Here is a 15,744-nt window from a genome sequence, read left to right as displayed (position 1 = left end):
AATGGGATCGCCCGCGTGTTCGCGCAGGCGGTGCGTCCTTCCCGGCGCGGCGGGCTCGCTAGTCGAGCACGCGACGGCGCGGCCTGGCCGTTTTGCGGTAGTCGTGGTTCTCCTCGGCCACCATGAAGACCGCCTCGTTGGCGGTCAGGCCCAGCTCGAGGGCCAGGCCGTCGAGAACGGCCCACTCGGCCCTGCTCGGGATGGGCGAGGTGGCGACCGTGGAGGCGATCGTCATCGCGGTAACCGCCTGTCGCCCGGTCAGCGTGCGACCAGGAAGCCAGGAGACCACCCACCGGTCGCCGCCGACGCAGCGCGCCATGTGCGCGGTCTCGTCACTCGTCATCGTGGATGCCGAAACGACTTCAATTGCCATCGACCTGCTCCCCTCGTGCTCGCGATAGCCGGACGCTCTAGATCGTAGGGTCAGGTCGCGAGACGAGAGTTGGGATGCAGCAAATATTGCGCAACAGATTTATCACCGGATAAAAGTGCTGCTAATCACCATTTTCCGAATCTCGAGCACCGTCAGCAGGCGGTTTCGGCGCGGTTCTGGGAACCACCGCGATAAGCGCTTTCTCGATCGTTTCGCGGCGCGCGGGGCTGTCCTCGGCGCCCAGCTCGAGGCAGAAGCTGTCGACCACCGCGGACCCCATCGTGACCACCTTGGCCCAACGGACGTCGGCTCCGCAGCCGGCCAGCTCCGCGGCCAGGCGGCTGAGCAAGCCGACCCGGTCCTCGGCGCGCAATTCCAGGATCACCTGCCCCGGTACCGAGGTGTTCGACCAGATCACCCGGGGTTGGGCCTGCGCGTACCGGCTCCGACCGATCGTGCCCGCCTCCCGCTCGCGTTTGGCCAGCGCCGCCGCCACATCCAGGTCGCCGGCCGTGGCCCGGATCAATTCCTGGCGCAACAGCCCCGGGTCCGGCGGATCGCCGAACTTGGGCGCGACGACGAAGGTGTCCACCGCGGAGGCGCCTTCGACGCCGAGCGCGGCCGACAGCACGCGCAGCGAATGCAGCGCGAGCACGCCCGCGGCGTCGGACAGCAGCCCGGAACTGTCGGGCGCGATGACGGTGACCACATACGTGTGCTTGCTCTCACCGGGCTGCAGATCGACGTGCACACCGCCCGCCCTGGCCTTCTCGACCAAGTCCGGTGCGATCGGTTCCGGTGTCGGCAACTGGTCGCCCGCCATGACCAACCGGCAGCGCCGGACCAGTTCGCCGATCAGCGACGCCTTCCAGTCGCCCCACACGCCGGGACCGGTGGCCTGCGAATCCGCCTCGGCCAGGGTGTGCAGCAGCTCCAGCAGTTGCGGATCGCCGTCGAGCGCCTCGACGACGTGCCGCACCGTCTCCGGATCGGACAGATCGCGCCGGGTCGCGGTTTCCGGCAGCAGCAGGTGATGGCGCACGACCGCGCTGAGCGTGCGCACGTCCGACGGCCACAGTCCGAGGCGGCGGCCGATATGGGTGGCCAGTTCCGCGCCGACCACGCTGTGATCGCCTGCGCGACCCTTGCCGATGTCGTGCAGCAGCGCACCGAGGGCGAGCAGGTCGGGGCGGGCGACCCGGGTGCTCAGCCCGCCCGCGTAGGCGACCGTCTCCATGAGATGCCGGTCGACGGTCCAGATGTGCTGGACATCGCGCGGCGGCAGGTCGCGCACGGCGCCCCATTCCGGCAGCAGCCTGCCCCACAATCCCGTCCGGTCCAGCGCCTCGATCGCGTCGATCGTGCCGCGGCCCGCGCCCAACAGGACCAGCAAGTCGTTGAGGGCGTCCTTGGGCCACGGCTCGCGTAGCTCGGGAGCGTCCTCGGAGAGCCGGTTGAGGGTGGTGGCCGACATCGGCAGGCCGGTCTGCGCCGACGCCGCCGCGACGCGCAGGATCAGCCCGGGGTCGCGCTGCGGGCGGGCGTCTCTGGCCAGCACGACCTCACCCGCGTGCTCGACCACGCCTTCGTCCAGCGGCCTGCGCACCGGCATCCGGCGCAGGCGCGCCAATCCCCGGCGGGGCAGTGCGTTGGCCGCGGTACGCAGCCCGACGTCCACGGAGTAGCTGACCGTCCGGGCCGAATCGCTCAGTGTGCGGGCCAGATCGAACCGATCGCCGATGCGCAGGGCAGCGCCGATCTCGTCGGCGTCCTGTGCGCGCAGCTGGTCGCGGGCTCGTCCCGCCACACGGTGCAGTTCGGTGCGCACGTCCAGCAGCCGACGGTGCGCCTGCTTCAATCCGCCGCCGGGCACGTCCGGCCCCAATCCGGGCATGGCGTCGGTGAGCTGGGCGATCGCCAGCGCGTCCAGCAGCTGGATGTCGCGCAGGCCGCCGCGCCCGTTCTTCAGGTCGGGCTCGGCGCGGTGCGCGATCTCGCCGTTGCGCTCCCATCTGGCCTTGGCCTGGGCGATGAGCTCCTCGAAGCGGGAGCGGATGCCGGTGCGCCACTCCCGGCGCACCCCGCCGATCAGCAGATTGCTCAGTTCCTGGTCGCCGACGATGTGCCTGGCCTCGAGCATGCCGAGCGCGGCGATGAGATCGTCCGCGGCCACCCGAAGCGCCTGCGGAACGGTACGCACGCTGTGGTCGAGTTTGATGTGCGCGTCCCACAGCGGATACCAGAGCTGGTCGGCGACCTCGGCCACCCGGGCCGGGTCGACGTCGTCGTGCAGCAGAACCAGGTCCAGATCGGAGTACGGCAGCATCTCCCCGCGCCCGAGACCGCCGACGGCCACCACGGCCAGACCGCTGTCGGGGGCGATGCCCAGTTCGGCGCCCTTGCTGGTGAGCCAGAGTTCATAGAGGTCGACCAGCGCCTGGCGCAGCGACTGGGCGTCCAGCCGGGGATTGCGCGGCTGGCCGCCGTCGAGCAGTTGGGTTCGCGCGCGGACCAGGTCGGCCGCCCCGTTGGACACCTTGCCGTTGCCTTGTTCGGTGACCTTCGGATCACCGTCGTGCTCGTACTGACTAGCCACAACCCACCGCCCATTTGATGCGCGCGGCCCCGCCCCGACCGGGAGCTCCGGTGGGAGCGGGGCCGCCGCTCGACTCGTTTCCGCTACAGCGCGTCGGTGCCGCGTTCGCCGGTCCGCACCCGGATGATCGCCTCCACCGGAGTGATCCAGACCTTGCCGTCGCCGATCTTGCCGGTGCGGGAGGCCTCCACGATCACCTCCACGACCTTGTCGACGGAGGCATCGTCCACGACGACCTCGACGCGAACCTTCGGCACGAAGTCGACGGAATACTCCGCGCCGCGGTACACCTCGGTGTGGCCCTTCTGCCGGCCGTACCCTTGGACCTCGCTGACGGTCATGCCCAACACACCCGCCTGCTCGAGACCCGACTTGACGTCTTCGAGCGTGAACGGTTTGACGATTGCGGTGATCAGTTTCATGTTCGTCATGCCTCCTTGACGGCCGAACGTGCCGTGCTACCCAGAGCGGCGAAGTCGTAGGCGGTTTCCGCGTGCTCGGACTCGTCCAAGCCGACCGACTCTGCTTCCTCGCTCACGCGCAGCCCAATGGTGAACTTCACGATATAGGCAATGATCAGGGTCGCGATGAAGGAGAAGGCAAGTACCACACCGGCGCCCACCGCCTGCCGCCACAGCTGATCGAAACCGCCGCCATAGAACAGACCGGTCTTGGCCGCACCCGCCTCGGGCGCCGCGACGAAACCGACCATCAGGGTGCCGACGATACCGCCGACCAGGTGCACGCCGACCACGTCGAGCGAGTCGTCGAAACCGAACTTGAACTTCAGGCCGACCGCGAGGGCGCACAGCGCGCCGGCGACGACGCCGATGGCGAGCGCGCCGAGCACGTTCACCGAGGAACACGACGGCGTGATGGCGACCAGACCCGCCACGATGCCCGAGGCCGCGCCCAGCGAGGTGGGCTTGCCGTCGCGGATCTTCTCCACCAACAGCCAGGCCAGCATCCCGGCGCAGGTCGCGATGGTGGTGGTGACGAAGGTCGAACCGGCGAGGCCGCCGGAGGTCACCGCGGATCCGGCGTTGAAGCCGAACCAGCCGAACCACAGCAGACCGGCGCCGAGCATGACGAACGGCAGATTGTGCGGGCGGAACGGGGTGGTCGGCCAGCCCTTGCGCTTGCCGAGCACCAGCACCAGGGCCAGACCGGCCGCACCGGCGTTGATGTGCACCGCCGTTCCACCGGCGAAGTCCACCGCGAGCAGCTTGTTGGCGATCCAGCCGCCCTCGTGCACGACGTTGCCGTCGGCGTCCTTGACGTCGAAGTCGAACACCCAGTGCGCGACCGGGAAGTAGACCACCGTGGACCAGATGCCCGCGAACACCAGCCACGCGCCGAACTTCAAGCGGTCGGCGACCGCACCCGAGATGAGGGCAACCGTGATGATGGCGAACATCAGCTGGAAGGCGACGAAGACGGTCGCCGGAATAGTGCCCGCGAGCGGGATGTTCACCGCGTCGGTGGTGACCGCGCCCGCCGCGTCCTTGACCTCGGCGACGGAGTTGCCGCCGATCAGGCCCTTCAGGCCGAAGAACTGCGTCGGGTCACCGATCACGCCGAACGTGTTGTCGCCGAAGGCCGTCGAGTATCCGTACAGCGACCACAGAACGCCGACCAGGCCCATGGCGCTGATGCTCATCATGATCATGTTGAGCACGTTCTTCGACCGGACCATGCCGCCGTAGAAGAAAGCCAGGCCCGGCGTCATCAGCAACACGAGCGCCGAACTCGCCAGCATCCAAGCGGTGTCACCGGTATCCGGTGCACCGGTAAGTGGAAAAGCCACCTTAATGTCCTCCTCATCTCGGGCCCAGCCGCTTCCGGCAAATGGACCTGAACAGAAGGGTCCTAACTCGGTGTTTCATCCGTAGAGCTGCCGTGTTTCACCTACGTGAACGGATGGAGCAGCTGTGTTGCCACTAGGTTTCGTCCCACGCACCAGCGGTTTTCCGGCTCTGTGAGCACGGTGTTCGGGAAATCGGACATTCGTTACCGCGCACGAGGAGTCGGCAAACTTCCGGGGTGTGACCGCCCTCGCACCGAGGGCGGCGGCGATCGAACGAGCGCCCTCGGCGCACCTCGTGGATGGAACGCCGCGGGCGGCAACCTCTTTCGACCGGTCTCGGCGAGTGGAACGGCTCAGCCCAGCAGCGCGTCCACGAACGCGGCGGGCTCGAACGGAGCCAGGTCGTCAGCCCCCTCACCGAGCCCGACCAGCTTCACCGGCACGCCCAATTCGTGCTGGACCTGGAAGACGATGCCGCCCTTCGCCGTCCCGTCGAGCTTGGTCAGCACGACGCCTGTGATATCGACCACTTCGGCGAACACCCTGGCCTGGGTCAGTCCGTTCTGCCCGACGGTCGCGTCCAGCACGAGCAGGACCTCGTCGACGGCGGCCTTCTTCTCCACGACGCGCTTGACCTTGCCCAGCTCGTCCATCAGACCCGTCTTGGTGTGCAGCCGACCGGCCGTATCGATCAGCACCACGTCGACGCCGTGCTCGACGCCCGCGGCCACCGCGTCGAACGCGACCGCGGCCGGGTCGGCGCCCTCGCGGCCGCGGACGGTGTCGGCGCCGACCCGCTCGCCCCAGGTCTGCAACTGGTCGGCGGCCGCGGCGCGGAAGGTGTCGGCCGCGCCGAGCAGCACCCGGCGGCCGTCGGCCACGAGCACGCGGGCGAGCTTGCCGGTGGTGGTGGTCTTGCCGGTGCCGTTCACGCCGACCACGAGCAGGATCGACGGGTGATCGGGATGCGGCAGCGCGCGCACCGAGCGATCCAGCTCCGGTCGCAGCTGCTCGATCAGCACGTCGCGCAGCACGGCACGTGCCTGGTCGGTGGTCCGCACGCTGCGTGCCGCCATCTCCGAGCGCAGCCGGGAGACGACAGCGGTGGTGCTCGCGGTGCCGAGGTCGGCCAGCACGAGGGTGTCCTCCACCTCTTCCCACGAGTCGTCGTCCAGGTCACCGCCGCCGAGCAGGCCGAGCAGGCTCTTGCCGACCGCGTTCTGCGAGCGTGACAGTCGTCCGCGCAGCCGGACCAGGCGGCCGGCGGTGGGCTCGATCTCCTCCAGCGCGACGGGTGCTTCCACCCCCGCGGGCGTGTCGGGCGCGACGATCTCGGTGGCGGCTTCGGTGTCCGGCCCCGCGGTGTCGGTGGGCGGCTCGGCGGTCGCGTCCTCGGCCGTGGCCGGGCTCTCCTGGGTTTCCAGCTGGTCGGGCGCCTGCGCTGGCGCCTCGGCCGCCGGAGTGCCCGCCTCGGGCTCGGCGGCCGGCTCGACGACGTCCGGGGCGACGGAGGCCTCGGTGACGTCCGCGTCCGGCAACGGAACGTTGGTTATGCCGCGTTTGGGCGCGTCGCGTGGAATCGCGGCGTCGTCGCCGACGTGCGGCTGTCCTTCGGTGTCGGTGCGCTCGACCGGTTGCGGTTCGGTCGCCGCGCCGCCCCGGCTGAAGGTGAATCCGCCGGACGCGGCATAACCACCGGACCGGTCGGTCACCTCTTTCTCCTGCGTGGGCGGAGTCAGCGACACGCGGCCGCGCTTGTACCGGACGAAACCGGCGACGAGCACGACGAGCAGCAGTGCGGCGACCGCGGCGATCAGGATCCAGACTTCAGGACTCACGCGGACCATCCTTGCAGACCGACCGTCACGGGATCGGCCCCGAGCCGCACCCGGCGCGCGCGTCGCGCGCCGGGGCCGGGGGCGCGAACTCGGCGAACATCGCAGGTGCCGGGCCGAGGGCGGGTGCGAGCGGGCACCGACACAGCCCTCCAGATTTCTTGTCCTGCGGAACTTCTCGCGAAGGGACAATAGGATCGGCGACGTGACCGATCGAAACGTGCTTGGGGGGCCGCTGGAAGAGTGCGGCACCGATCCTCTCACCGGCTTCTACCGGGACGGCTGCTGCAGTACCGGGCCGGAGGATCTGGGCAGCCACACTGTGTGCACCGTCGTCACGGCAGAATTCCTGGAGCATCAAGCTTCCATCGGAAACGATTTGAGCACGCCGCGTCCGGAGAACAATTTTCCCGGTTTGCAGCCGGGTGACCGATGGTGCGTGGTCGCCGTGCGATGGCTGCACGCGCACGAGGACGGCGTCGCCGCGCCCGTGGTGCTGGCCGCCACGCACGAGAACGCCCTGGAAGTGATCTCGATGGACATCCTGCGCAAGTACGCCGTCGACGTGCCCGACGACGTCAGCGACCTGCTCTGAGCCACCGGTAACCCTACGGCGGGCGCAGCGTGGACCACCGGCTCACCCGAATCGCGGGCCGGTGTCCGATGGGTTCGTGGCGCAGCGGAGAACCGATTGGCACAAATGCGCCATTCGGCTCAGCGCGCCGCCGCGATGCGCCGGCGATGAGCTTTCTGACGACATGCCGCCGAGCAATATCTCGCCCGTCGGCCCGTCCCAGCGCGGGACAACGCCGCGTGACATATCGGGCAGCTGTCGGCTCCACTTTCGTTACGATCGACAGTTTCGTTACGGACTTCGGCCACCGCATCCCGTTTCGTCACCATCAGCCCTACCGGCTCCGCGCGCAGCGCGTCCAGCACGATGGCGGCGCTACGGTCCATGCCGCCCCGCGCCTTCCGTAGCCGTTGGATCGCAACGCATCCGGTGAAGATCGCCAGCACGTCGTCGAGTTCGATGTCGGCCCGGACCGCCCCGTCGCGCTTGGCCGCGTCGAGCAGAGCGGCCAACGCGTCGTGGAAACGCGCCCCCGCGCTGCGCAAAAGCGCACGCGGCCAGCCGTCGTCGGACTGAACGATGTCGCATAACGCCTGGTTGTCCGGCGTTGTGGTGATCACCGCGGTGCAGAAGTCGAAGAAGGCGGCGCCCGGATCCGGCGCGGCGAGATGGTCTGCGGCCATCTTCGCCAACCGGTCGACGCGCTGCTGCATAACCGCTTCCAACAGTGCGGCTTTCGTGGGGAAGTGCCGGTAGACGGTGCCCGCGCCGACACCCGCCCTGCGGGCGACCTCGACGAGCGACACGGAGGCGCCCTGCTCCGCGAAGGCGCGTTGCGCGGCAGCCAGCACGAGGGCGCGATTGCGGCGGGCATCGGCTCGCGACGTCGCGCCCGGGGCGAGCGATGCGGTCATTTCGTTACGGCCTTCCGTTGAGCAGCCTGGTCAATCGGGTCGAGGCACCCGTATCGTTCGAATCCGGGTCAACCAACCCGATTCTACCGAGCAGAGAAGGCGGAGCATGTCCCCTCAGCACAACCTCATCCTGGTCACCGGCGCCACCGGCAAGCAAGGCGGCGTGACCGCCCGGCGACTGCTGGCCGACGGCAGGGCGGTGCGCGCGCTGGTCCGCGACGCGCAGTCGCCCGCCGCGCGGGAGTTGGCCGCGGCGGGCGCGGAACTCGCCGTCGGCGACTTCGACGCCCCCGAGACCTTGCCCGCGGCGCTGGCCGGCGTCAGCGGACTGTTCCTGGTCCCGCCCGCCGCGTACGGCCCCAAAGGCTGGGATGTCGAATTGGAAGCCGCGCGCGGAGAAGCCGTCGTGGACGCCGCGCGTGCGGCCGGTGTGTGGCAGATCGTGTTCACCGGCATCGCGTCGATGGGCGACGACGTCTCGTGGGGGGCCAGGGGCAAGAAGCGCATCGAAGACGCCGTCATCGCCAGCGGCGTGCGGTACACCCTGCTGCGCCCGGTGCGCTTCATGGAGAACTACCTGCTGCGCACGTCCCCCGTCGACGGCATCTTCGACGGCGTGCACCGGCACCTGTTCCCGGCCGAAGGTCCGATGAAGGTCATCGCCGTCGCGGACATCGGCGATATCGCCGGTCTCGCGTTCGCCGACCCGGATCGCTTCCACGGCCGCGTCCTCGAACTCGCGGGCGATGTGCTCGTCCCACCCGCGGCCGCCGCGGCGATCAGCGCCGCCACCGGGCATCAGGTGCGCTACCACGAAGTCACCGAAGCCGAGGCGGACGCGCTCGGCGAGGAGATCGGCAATACGTGGCGCCTCATGCGCCACACCGGCGGCTGGCTCGCCGACGTCGACGAGATCCGCGAGATCCACCCCGGGCTGCGCACGTTCGACACTTGGCTCGCCGAGACCGGCGCGGCGCAGATCAAAGCGCTGCTCGACCACGAAAGCGCGCGCATCGCAGGGTGATTGGAGGCGACTATTCGCCCTGTTCAACGGGATGATCGTGCGGCGAGGCGTACCCTCGGCGCGTTGATACGCCCGCGCGGAGGATCCCGGCCGCGCCCGGCGCGACCCGGTCGGCGCGGAGGTCGACGAGTATTCGGCCCGTCGCGCAAGCACATCCACGAGCGCAAGGAATGGGTGGCGATCGCGAAGGTCGACGATCGGGTCTCCGGTGACGATCCGCTGGTCGACCTGGACTCCGGCACCGTCACCCTCCGCGCACGCCGCGGGTGACCGCGCGGCGCGGCTCAGCCCGCCGCGCCGACCGGGGCCAGGTTCTCCCCGCGCAGCCGCTGGGAGATCACCTGGGTGATGCCGTCGCCGCGCATGCTGACGCCGTAGAGCGCGTCGGCGATCTCCATCGTCGGCTTCTGGTGGGTGATGACGATCAGCTGGCTCTTCTCCCGCAACTGCTCGAACAGGCCGATCAACCGGCGCAGGTTGGTGTCGTCGAGCGCGGCCTCGACCTCGTCCATCACGTAGAACGGCGAGGGCCGGGCGCGGAAGATGGCCACCAGTAACGCGACCGCGGTCAGCGACTTCTCCCCACCGGACAGCAGCGACAGCCGCTTGACCTTCTTGCCCGGCGGACGTGCCTCCACCTCGATGCCGGTGGTGAGCATGTCCGAGGGGTCGGTGAGCAGCAGCCTGCCCTCGCCACCGGGGAACAGTTTCGCGAACACCTCGACGAACTCGCGTTCCACGTCGGCGTATGCCTCGGTGAACACCTGGAGGATGCGGGCATCGACCTCGGCGACCACGTCGAGCAGATCCTTGCGCGCGCTCTTGACGTCTTCGAGTTGCGTGGCCAGGAAGTTGTATCGCTCCTCCAGCGCCGCGAATTCCTCCAGCGCCAGGGGATTCACCTTCCCCAGGGTGGCGAGATCCTTCTCCGCACGCTTGGCGCGACGTTCCTGGGTCTGCCGGTCGTAAGGCATCGGCGCGGGTTCGCTGACTTGCTCGCCGCGCTCCTTGGCCTGTTCATATTCCTGCAGCTCCAGCGCCGAGGGCGGCAGCGGCACGTCCGGACCGTACTCGGCGATCAGGTCGTCCAGCGCGATGCCGAACTGCTCGGCGATGGTCGCCTCCAGTTGCTCGATGCGCAGCGCCGCCTGAGCCTTCGCCACCTCGTCCCGATGCACCGCGTCGGTGAGCTGGGAAAGCTGCGCGGTGAGCGCACGCACCCGCTCCTTGACCTGCTCCACCTGCGCGGCACACTCGGAGCGCTTGCGCACCAGTTCGTCCCGGCGCGCGCCCGCCTCGGCGACCACGCGCTCGAGTTCGCCCGCGATCTTCGCGCCGGATTCGGCGACGGCGGCGGCCACCTCCGCCGCCTTCTTGCGCGCGGCCTGGGCGCGCTCGGCCCTGGCCCGGGTCTCCCGCTCGGCGCGCGCGGCCCGGCGCAGCGAGTCCGCCTTGCCGCGTACCGATTCCGCTCGTTCCTCGGCCGTGCGCACGGCGAGCCTGGCCTCGACCTCCATCGCCCGCGCCTCGGCCAGCGCGGCCGCCGCCTCCTCCCGCGCCCGGCCCGCGGACTCGGTGCCCGCCGCGCCCGCACCGTCGGCATCGACCTCGGCCTGCTCGAGTTCCGCATGACGCAGGCGGTCTTCCAGTTCGGCGAGCGAGGCGAGTGCCTCTTCCCGGCTCGTCTCCGCGTCGTCGCGCTGGCCGACCAGCCGTTCGCGGTCCGCGTGTGCGGTGCGGGCGGTCTGGCCGAGCCTGCCCAGCCGCTCGTAGATCGCCACCAGCGCCTGGTCGGATTCGTGCAGGGCGAGCAGCGCGTGGTCGACGGCGTCCTTGCGATCGGCTTGCTCTTCGAGCGCGCCGGACAACGCGGCCTCGAGTTCCTCGGCGCGCCGCTGCGCCGCGACCAGTTCGGTCCGGGCGGCGTCGATGTCGGCCTGGATCTCCAGCTGGCTGGGCGCGCGATCGGAACCGCCCAGCAGCCAGCCGTTTCCGGCGAGATCGCCGTCGCGGGTGACCACGCGCAGCTCGGGCCGCACCGCGACCAGCGCGCGGGCGGCGGGCAGATCGTCGGCCACGGCGATCCCCGCGGTGAGCGCCGCGATCGCGCCGCGCACCGTATCGGGGCACTCCACCACGTCGACCAGCCAGCGGGCGCCGTCGGGCAACGCGCCCGGCTGCGGCCGATCGGTGCGCTCGGCGCCGAAGACGACGGCGGCGCGGCCACCGTCGGCGTCCTTGAGCGCCTGGATCGCGGCGTGCGCGGACTCGCCGGTGTCGGCGGCGACGGCGTCGGCCAGCGGGCCGAGCGCGGCGGCGACCGCGGCCTCGAAGCCGCCGTGCACACGCAGCAGCGCCGAGAGCGGGCCGAGCAGACCTTGTTCGCGGTGCTCCACCAGCCAGGCGACGCCGTCCCGGCGCGCCAGGTTCATGCCGAGCGCCTCGATCCGCGCGCCGAGCGATGCGACTCGCTTGCTCGCGTCGCGGTCCTGTTCACGCAGTTCGGTGACCCGCTGATCGGCCAGTTCCAGCGCCTGTACCGCGTGCTCGTGCTGGGCGTCCAGACCGGCCTCGCCCGCGTCGAGTTCGGCGAGTTCGGCTTGCACCGTGTCGAATTCGGCTTGGGCGGCCTCGCCGCGGTGACGGGCGTCGGCGATGGCGACCGACAGTCGCGCGATCTCCGCGTCCACCGACTGCGCCCTGGCCCGCAGGGTGTCCACCTTGCCGGACAACCGGGCCACGCCCTCGCGCCGGTCGGCGATCGCCCGCACGGCGGCCAGGTGCGCCTGCTCGGCGGCCTTGGCGGCGTATTCGCGTTCGGCCAGTTGGTCTCGGGCCGCCTCCAAGGTCTCCGCGGCGATCTCCACCGCTTCGCGCAGTTCGGCCTCCTCGGCTTCGACCCGGTCGGCCTCGGCCTCGAGCTGCTCGGGGTCGCGGCCGTTGCTGACCGGAGCTGCGGTGTCCAGGTGCCGCGCCCGGTCGCCGGCGATGCGAATGGTCGCGTTGACCCGTTCGGCGAGCGCGGAGAGCTGGAACCACAGCTGTGCGGCGGCCTCGGCGCTCGGCGTCAGCCGGGACAGCTGGAATTCCTGCTGCGCCAGCGCCGCGTTGGCGGCGTCCAACTCGGAGTGCACGGTGATCTGCTGCTCGCGCGCGTACGCTTCCTTGCTCTGCTGGCTCGCCAGCTCTCCGCGCCGGGTGACCAGATCGTCGGCGGCCAGCCGCAACCGGGCATCGCGCAGGTCGGCCTGCACGGTCTGCGCCCTGCGCGCCACCTCGGCTTGCCGGCCCAGCGGTTTGAGCTGGCGGCGCAGTTCGGTGGTGAGGTCGGTCAGCCGGGCCAGGTTGGCCTGCATCGCCTCGAGCTTGCGTACCGCTTTTTCCTTGCGTTTGCGGTGCTTGAGCACACCGGCGGCCTCCTCGACGAACGCGCGGCGGTCCTCCGGGCGCGACTCCAGGATGGCCGACAGCTGACCCTGCCCCACGATGACGTGCATCTCGCGGCCGATACCGGAGTCGCTGAGCAGTTCCTGCACGTCCATCAGGCGGCAGGAGTTGCCGTTGATCTCGTATTCGCCCGCGCCGTCGCGGAACATGCGCCGGGTGATGGACACCTCGGCGTAGTCGATCGGCAGCGCGCCGTCGGAATTGTCGATGGTCAGCGTAACCTCGGCGCGGCCGAGGGGGGCGCGGCCCGCTGTACCCGCGAAGATCACGTCCTGCATCTTGCCGCCGCGCAGCGCCTTCGCGCCCTGCTCGCCCATCACCCAGGTGAGCGCGTCGACGACGTTGGATTTGCCCGATCCGTTGGGACCGACCACACACGTGATGCCCGGTTCCAAGCGCAGGGTCGTCGCGGACGCGAAGGATTTGAAGCCCTTCAACGTCAGGCTCTTCAGGTGCAAGTTCGACGACCTTTCCGTGTTCTGCCCGGTCGGCGTTTCGCGTCGCGGCAGCGCATCCGGCGACCTGTCATGGTATCCGTCGCGTACCGGGAGCCTCCGGGGCCCGACGGCGTGCGCGGCCGAGTGGTGGTTCGGCGATATCCGTAGGTTATCGACTCGCCGCCGGTTCGCGCGCATTTCGATGTGCTCGAGGTTTGCCGGGATGGGCGGCCACGCTGCCGGTCGGTGTCAGCGGCACGACCCATTCGGCCCTCTCGCCGCGACCGGGGAACGCCCGCCCGCGCTCGGCCTGCCACCGGTAGCCTCCCCACCCGTGGGTCCGCCGATTCCGCGCGGTCTCGAACTGGCACTGACGCCACACCCTCCGGCCACATACGATCCCTCTGATTCGCCAGCGGAATTTCGGGAGCGCACCACGATGTCTGCCCCCTCACCAGGGACAAGTACCCGGTTCCGCCTTGCCCGGATCGCGGGGCTGGTACTCGGCAGCCTGCTGCTCCTGCACGCCTGTGAACGCAGCAAGAGCGCGCTGCTGAGCGATGTGCGGGTGGAGGTCGCGATAGCGGCCGCCTTCGGTGCGGCCGCCCTGGGCGCGGCGTGGTTCGAGATCAAACTGCGGGCGCAGGAGCAGGACGCGGACCCGCCGTGGGACGACGACGAGGAGGACGAAACTCCCAGTTCTGGGAATTTTCCCGGTCGAGCCGGGCGATCCGCCGACCCCGGGTACGGCAGGGGCGAGCGTGCCGGACGCACCGGCACCGGCGCGCGGGCGACGCCCATGGCTCACTTCGAGGACGAAGACCTGCCCGAACCCGCGGAAGCCCCCGGGCGCGCGGATCTCGTCGCCGGGATTGCGCGGACATTGCGGATCACCCGCTCCGGCGACTCGGACGACCGGCAGCCGCTGCTCCCGCTGGGCGCGGTGACGAAGTGGATGCGCCGCGTCGACCCCGACGACGACATCGAGCCCGGCGAACTCGACGACCATGACGAGACGGAGCAGATCACCCGCAGCGAGACCGGCGAACTAGTCATCGAATCCGGCACGCGAACGGTGCGGGCGAAAATCTCCCGCTCCGGCGACCTCGTCCTGCACGGCCGCCGACACGGTGAGGCGCGGTCGGAATGGAAGTGGACGTTCCCCGCGGACGTCTTCCCCGCCATCCGCGGCGCACTCGGCGACGGGCGCGGTGACCTGCTCGATCTGCTCGAGGACACCCTTCCGTGGCTGGACGCCGCCGCCCGCCACGACCCGGGTGCGTGGCTGCGCGCTCACGACATTTCCGCGAAGTATCAGGAGAAAGGCGTCAGCGCCACCCAGGACACCCGGGAACTTCCCGTGCTCCAGCCGGGGCGTCCGCCGCAGCCGCCCCACGCGATCGGATCCCACCGGAAGCCGCCGAACGACGCGTCCGGCGCACGGGAGGCCCGCGCGTCCGCGAAAGCCTCCGACGACCATGACCACCGCGGAAAACCCGCTGCGACACGATCCCGCGAGTCCCTAGCCGCGCACGGCGATACTCGCTCCACCCGGCGCGGAGCCGCCGACCCACCGCCCTCATCCCCGCGCACCGATACCGATCGACGAACTCGCGGCGACAAACCCCGGCCCACGGGACAAGCGAAGCGTCCGGCCGACGACTACGGTTCGCCCACGCCGTCGCGCCGTCGCCGTGACGAACCCGAACCCACTCGGCGCGGCGATCGGCTCCCGCGCGGCGGCGGGACGGATGCACACCCGCGCCCTACACCCGGCCGCCCCGAACTGCCGAGACGTCGGCAGCAGGACGGGCACGACACACCACACGTCGCTGGACATCGCGACGACTACGACGAAGCGGATGCTCGATGGCCGCGAGCGAACCGGCGATCGGGGCGTGGCCAGGAGCCCAGGGACTTCGAGTCCGAGACCGGCCGACGAGAGCGACCCGATACTCCCTACCGCGACCGCCCCACCCCATCCGACCGAGCACCGGAACGGACCTACGACCAACCACCCAGCCGCCGCCATCGCGACGACCAGCGGTCACGCCGCGATACCTCGCTTCCCCCGCACGAGTCCTCGCGGCGCAGATGGTAGGACACGAAAACGGCGCTGTCACTCGATGATCCGGGTGACAGCGCCGAGGAATGACGCTCAGCTCGCGCGGTGGGTGAATCGGCCGTTCTCGAAGCCGGCCACCATGCGGAACGCCAGGACGGCGCCCCACGGGCCGATCACCCAGACCGGCCAGAAGTAGGTCAAGGCGCCGACGCTCAGCGAGATCGCGCCCCAGATGACCAGCACCAGCGCGCTCACTGCGAGCCAGGTGCTGCCCTCGATGCGCTGCCAGATCGGGATGCGCGGGCGTGCGGTGGCCGGTGCGCCCGCGTCCTTGCTCAATTCGGGCAGATCGGACAACACCCCGCGCAAGTCCTCCCGGTCGGTGGTGGCGTACACCTGGGCGACGCGCTGGTCGTATTCGGGCAGATCGATCCGCCCGTCCGCCATATGCCTGCCGAGCAGGCGCACCACGGCGTCGCGTTCGGCATTCGAGGCGCGGGTGCCGGTGGAGATGTCCATGCCTGGTCCTATCGACGGGTTCCACCCTCCATAGTGGAATATGACTCAAGCATAACCCTCCAAAGTGGAATGTCAACCCCCGCCGTGATTCCGGGCCGAAACTCGAGCCTTCCCGCGATCCGGCGGTAGTGTTCGCACCGAGAACAACTGTAT

General features: G+C 70.1%; 11 protein-coding genes. 3 read left to right on the top strand and 8 right to left on the bottom strand.

The genetic code is table 11. The features are described from left to right. Nucleotides 1-58 precede the first annotated feature (58 nt). The 5 genes from ACIHAX_RS03185 to ftsY all read right to left on the bottom strand — a co-directional run bounded on the left by ACIHAX_RS03185 (nt 59) and on the right by ftsY (nt 6,623). Nucleotides 59-373 carry a hypothetical protein gene (locus tag ACIHAX_RS03185; protein WP_355069876.1) on the bottom strand — a complete coding sequence of 105 codons (315 nt, stop codon included), beginning with the start codon at nt 371-373 and terminating at the stop codon, nt 59-61. A gap of 121 nt (nt 374-494) precedes the next feature. Then, the gene (locus tag ACIHAX_RS03180; protein ID WP_364427367.1) at nt 495-2,909 is read right to left on the bottom strand and encodes a [protein-PII] uridylyltransferase; all 2,415 of its coding nucleotides are present in this window, start codon (nt 2,907-2,909) and stop codon (nt 495-497) included. A 143-nt stretch (nt 2,910-3,052) separates the two neighbouring features. Then, nucleotides 3,053-3,391: a P-II family nitrogen regulator gene (locus ACIHAX_RS03175; protein WP_330249397.1), complete on the bottom strand. Its 339-nt coding sequence runs from the start codon at nt 3,389-3,391 to the stop codon at nt 3,053-3,055. Between the two features lie 5 nt (nt 3,392-3,396). After that, nucleotides 3,397-4,776 carry an ammonium transporter gene (locus ACIHAX_RS03170; RefSeq protein ID WP_355069874.1) on the bottom strand — a complete coding sequence of 460 codons (1,380 nt, stop codon included), beginning with the start codon at nt 4,774-4,776 and terminating at the stop codon, nt 3,397-3,399. A gap of 353 nt (nt 4,777-5,129) precedes the next feature. Then, nucleotides 5,130-6,623 (bottom strand): signal recognition particle-docking protein FtsY, encoded by a 1,494-nt coding sequence (ftsY, locus tag ACIHAX_RS03165; protein ID WP_397275545.1) that lies wholly within the window; start codon nt 6,621-6,623, stop codon nt 5,130-5,132. A gap of 193 nt (nt 6,624-6,816) precedes the next feature. Between ftsY and ACIHAX_RS03160 the strand changes: the two genes are divergently transcribed. Continuing rightward, complete coding sequence (locus tag ACIHAX_RS03160) at nt 6,817-7,206, top strand: DUF2237 family protein (RefSeq protein ID WP_019048221.1); 390 nt, start codon at nt 6,817-6,819, stop codon at nt 7,204-7,206. 119 nt (nt 7,207-7,325) lie between these two features. Here ACIHAX_RS03160 and ACIHAX_RS03155 read toward each other — a convergent pair whose 3' ends face one another. Continuing rightward, on the bottom strand, nt 7,326-8,099 hold the full coding sequence (locus tag ACIHAX_RS03155) for a TetR/AcrR family transcriptional regulator (protein ID WP_397275543.1): 774 nt from the start codon (nt 8,097-8,099) through the stop codon (nt 7,326-7,328). 106 nt (nt 8,100-8,205) lie between these two features. Between ACIHAX_RS03155 and ACIHAX_RS03150 the strand changes: the two genes are divergently transcribed. Next, nucleotides 8,206-9,123: an NmrA family NAD(P)-binding protein gene (locus ACIHAX_RS03150; RefSeq protein ID WP_397275541.1), complete on the top strand. Its 918-nt coding sequence runs from the start codon at nt 8,206-8,208 to the stop codon at nt 9,121-9,123. Between the two features lie 284 nt (nt 9,124-9,407). Here the strand turns inward: ACIHAX_RS03150 and smc are convergent, their stop codons facing one another. After that, a complete protein-coding gene (gene smc / locus ACIHAX_RS03145) occupies nt 9,408-13,028 on the bottom strand; it encodes a chromosome segregation protein SMC (RefSeq protein ID WP_364427239.1) in 3,621 nt (1,206 codons plus the stop codon). Nucleotides 13,029-13,446: 418 nt separating this feature from the next. On the opposite strand from smc, the gene ACIHAX_RS03140 reads away from it, so the two are divergent. Next, nucleotides 13,447-15,108 (top strand): hypothetical protein, encoded by a 1,662-nt coding sequence (locus ACIHAX_RS03140; protein WP_364427242.1) that lies wholly within the window; start codon nt 13,447-13,449, stop codon nt 15,106-15,108. Between the two features lie 57 nt (nt 15,109-15,165). On the opposite strand, the gene ACIHAX_RS03135 is transcribed toward ACIHAX_RS03140, so the two are convergent. After that, entirely contained in the window at nt 15,166-15,591 is a 426-nt protein-coding gene (locus ACIHAX_RS03135; protein WP_364427245.1) for a DUF1707 domain-containing protein, read from the bottom strand. Nucleotides 15,592-15,744: the final 153 nt, after the last annotated feature.

The organism is Nocardia sp. NPDC051929, assembly GCF_044548645.1.
Lineage (GTDB): Bacteria > Actinomycetota > Actinomycetes > Mycobacteriales > Mycobacteriaceae > Nocardia > Nocardia sichangensis.
The sequence above is the reverse complement of the archived record's forward strand: the minus strand, read 5'-3'. Positions and strand labels throughout refer to the sequence as shown.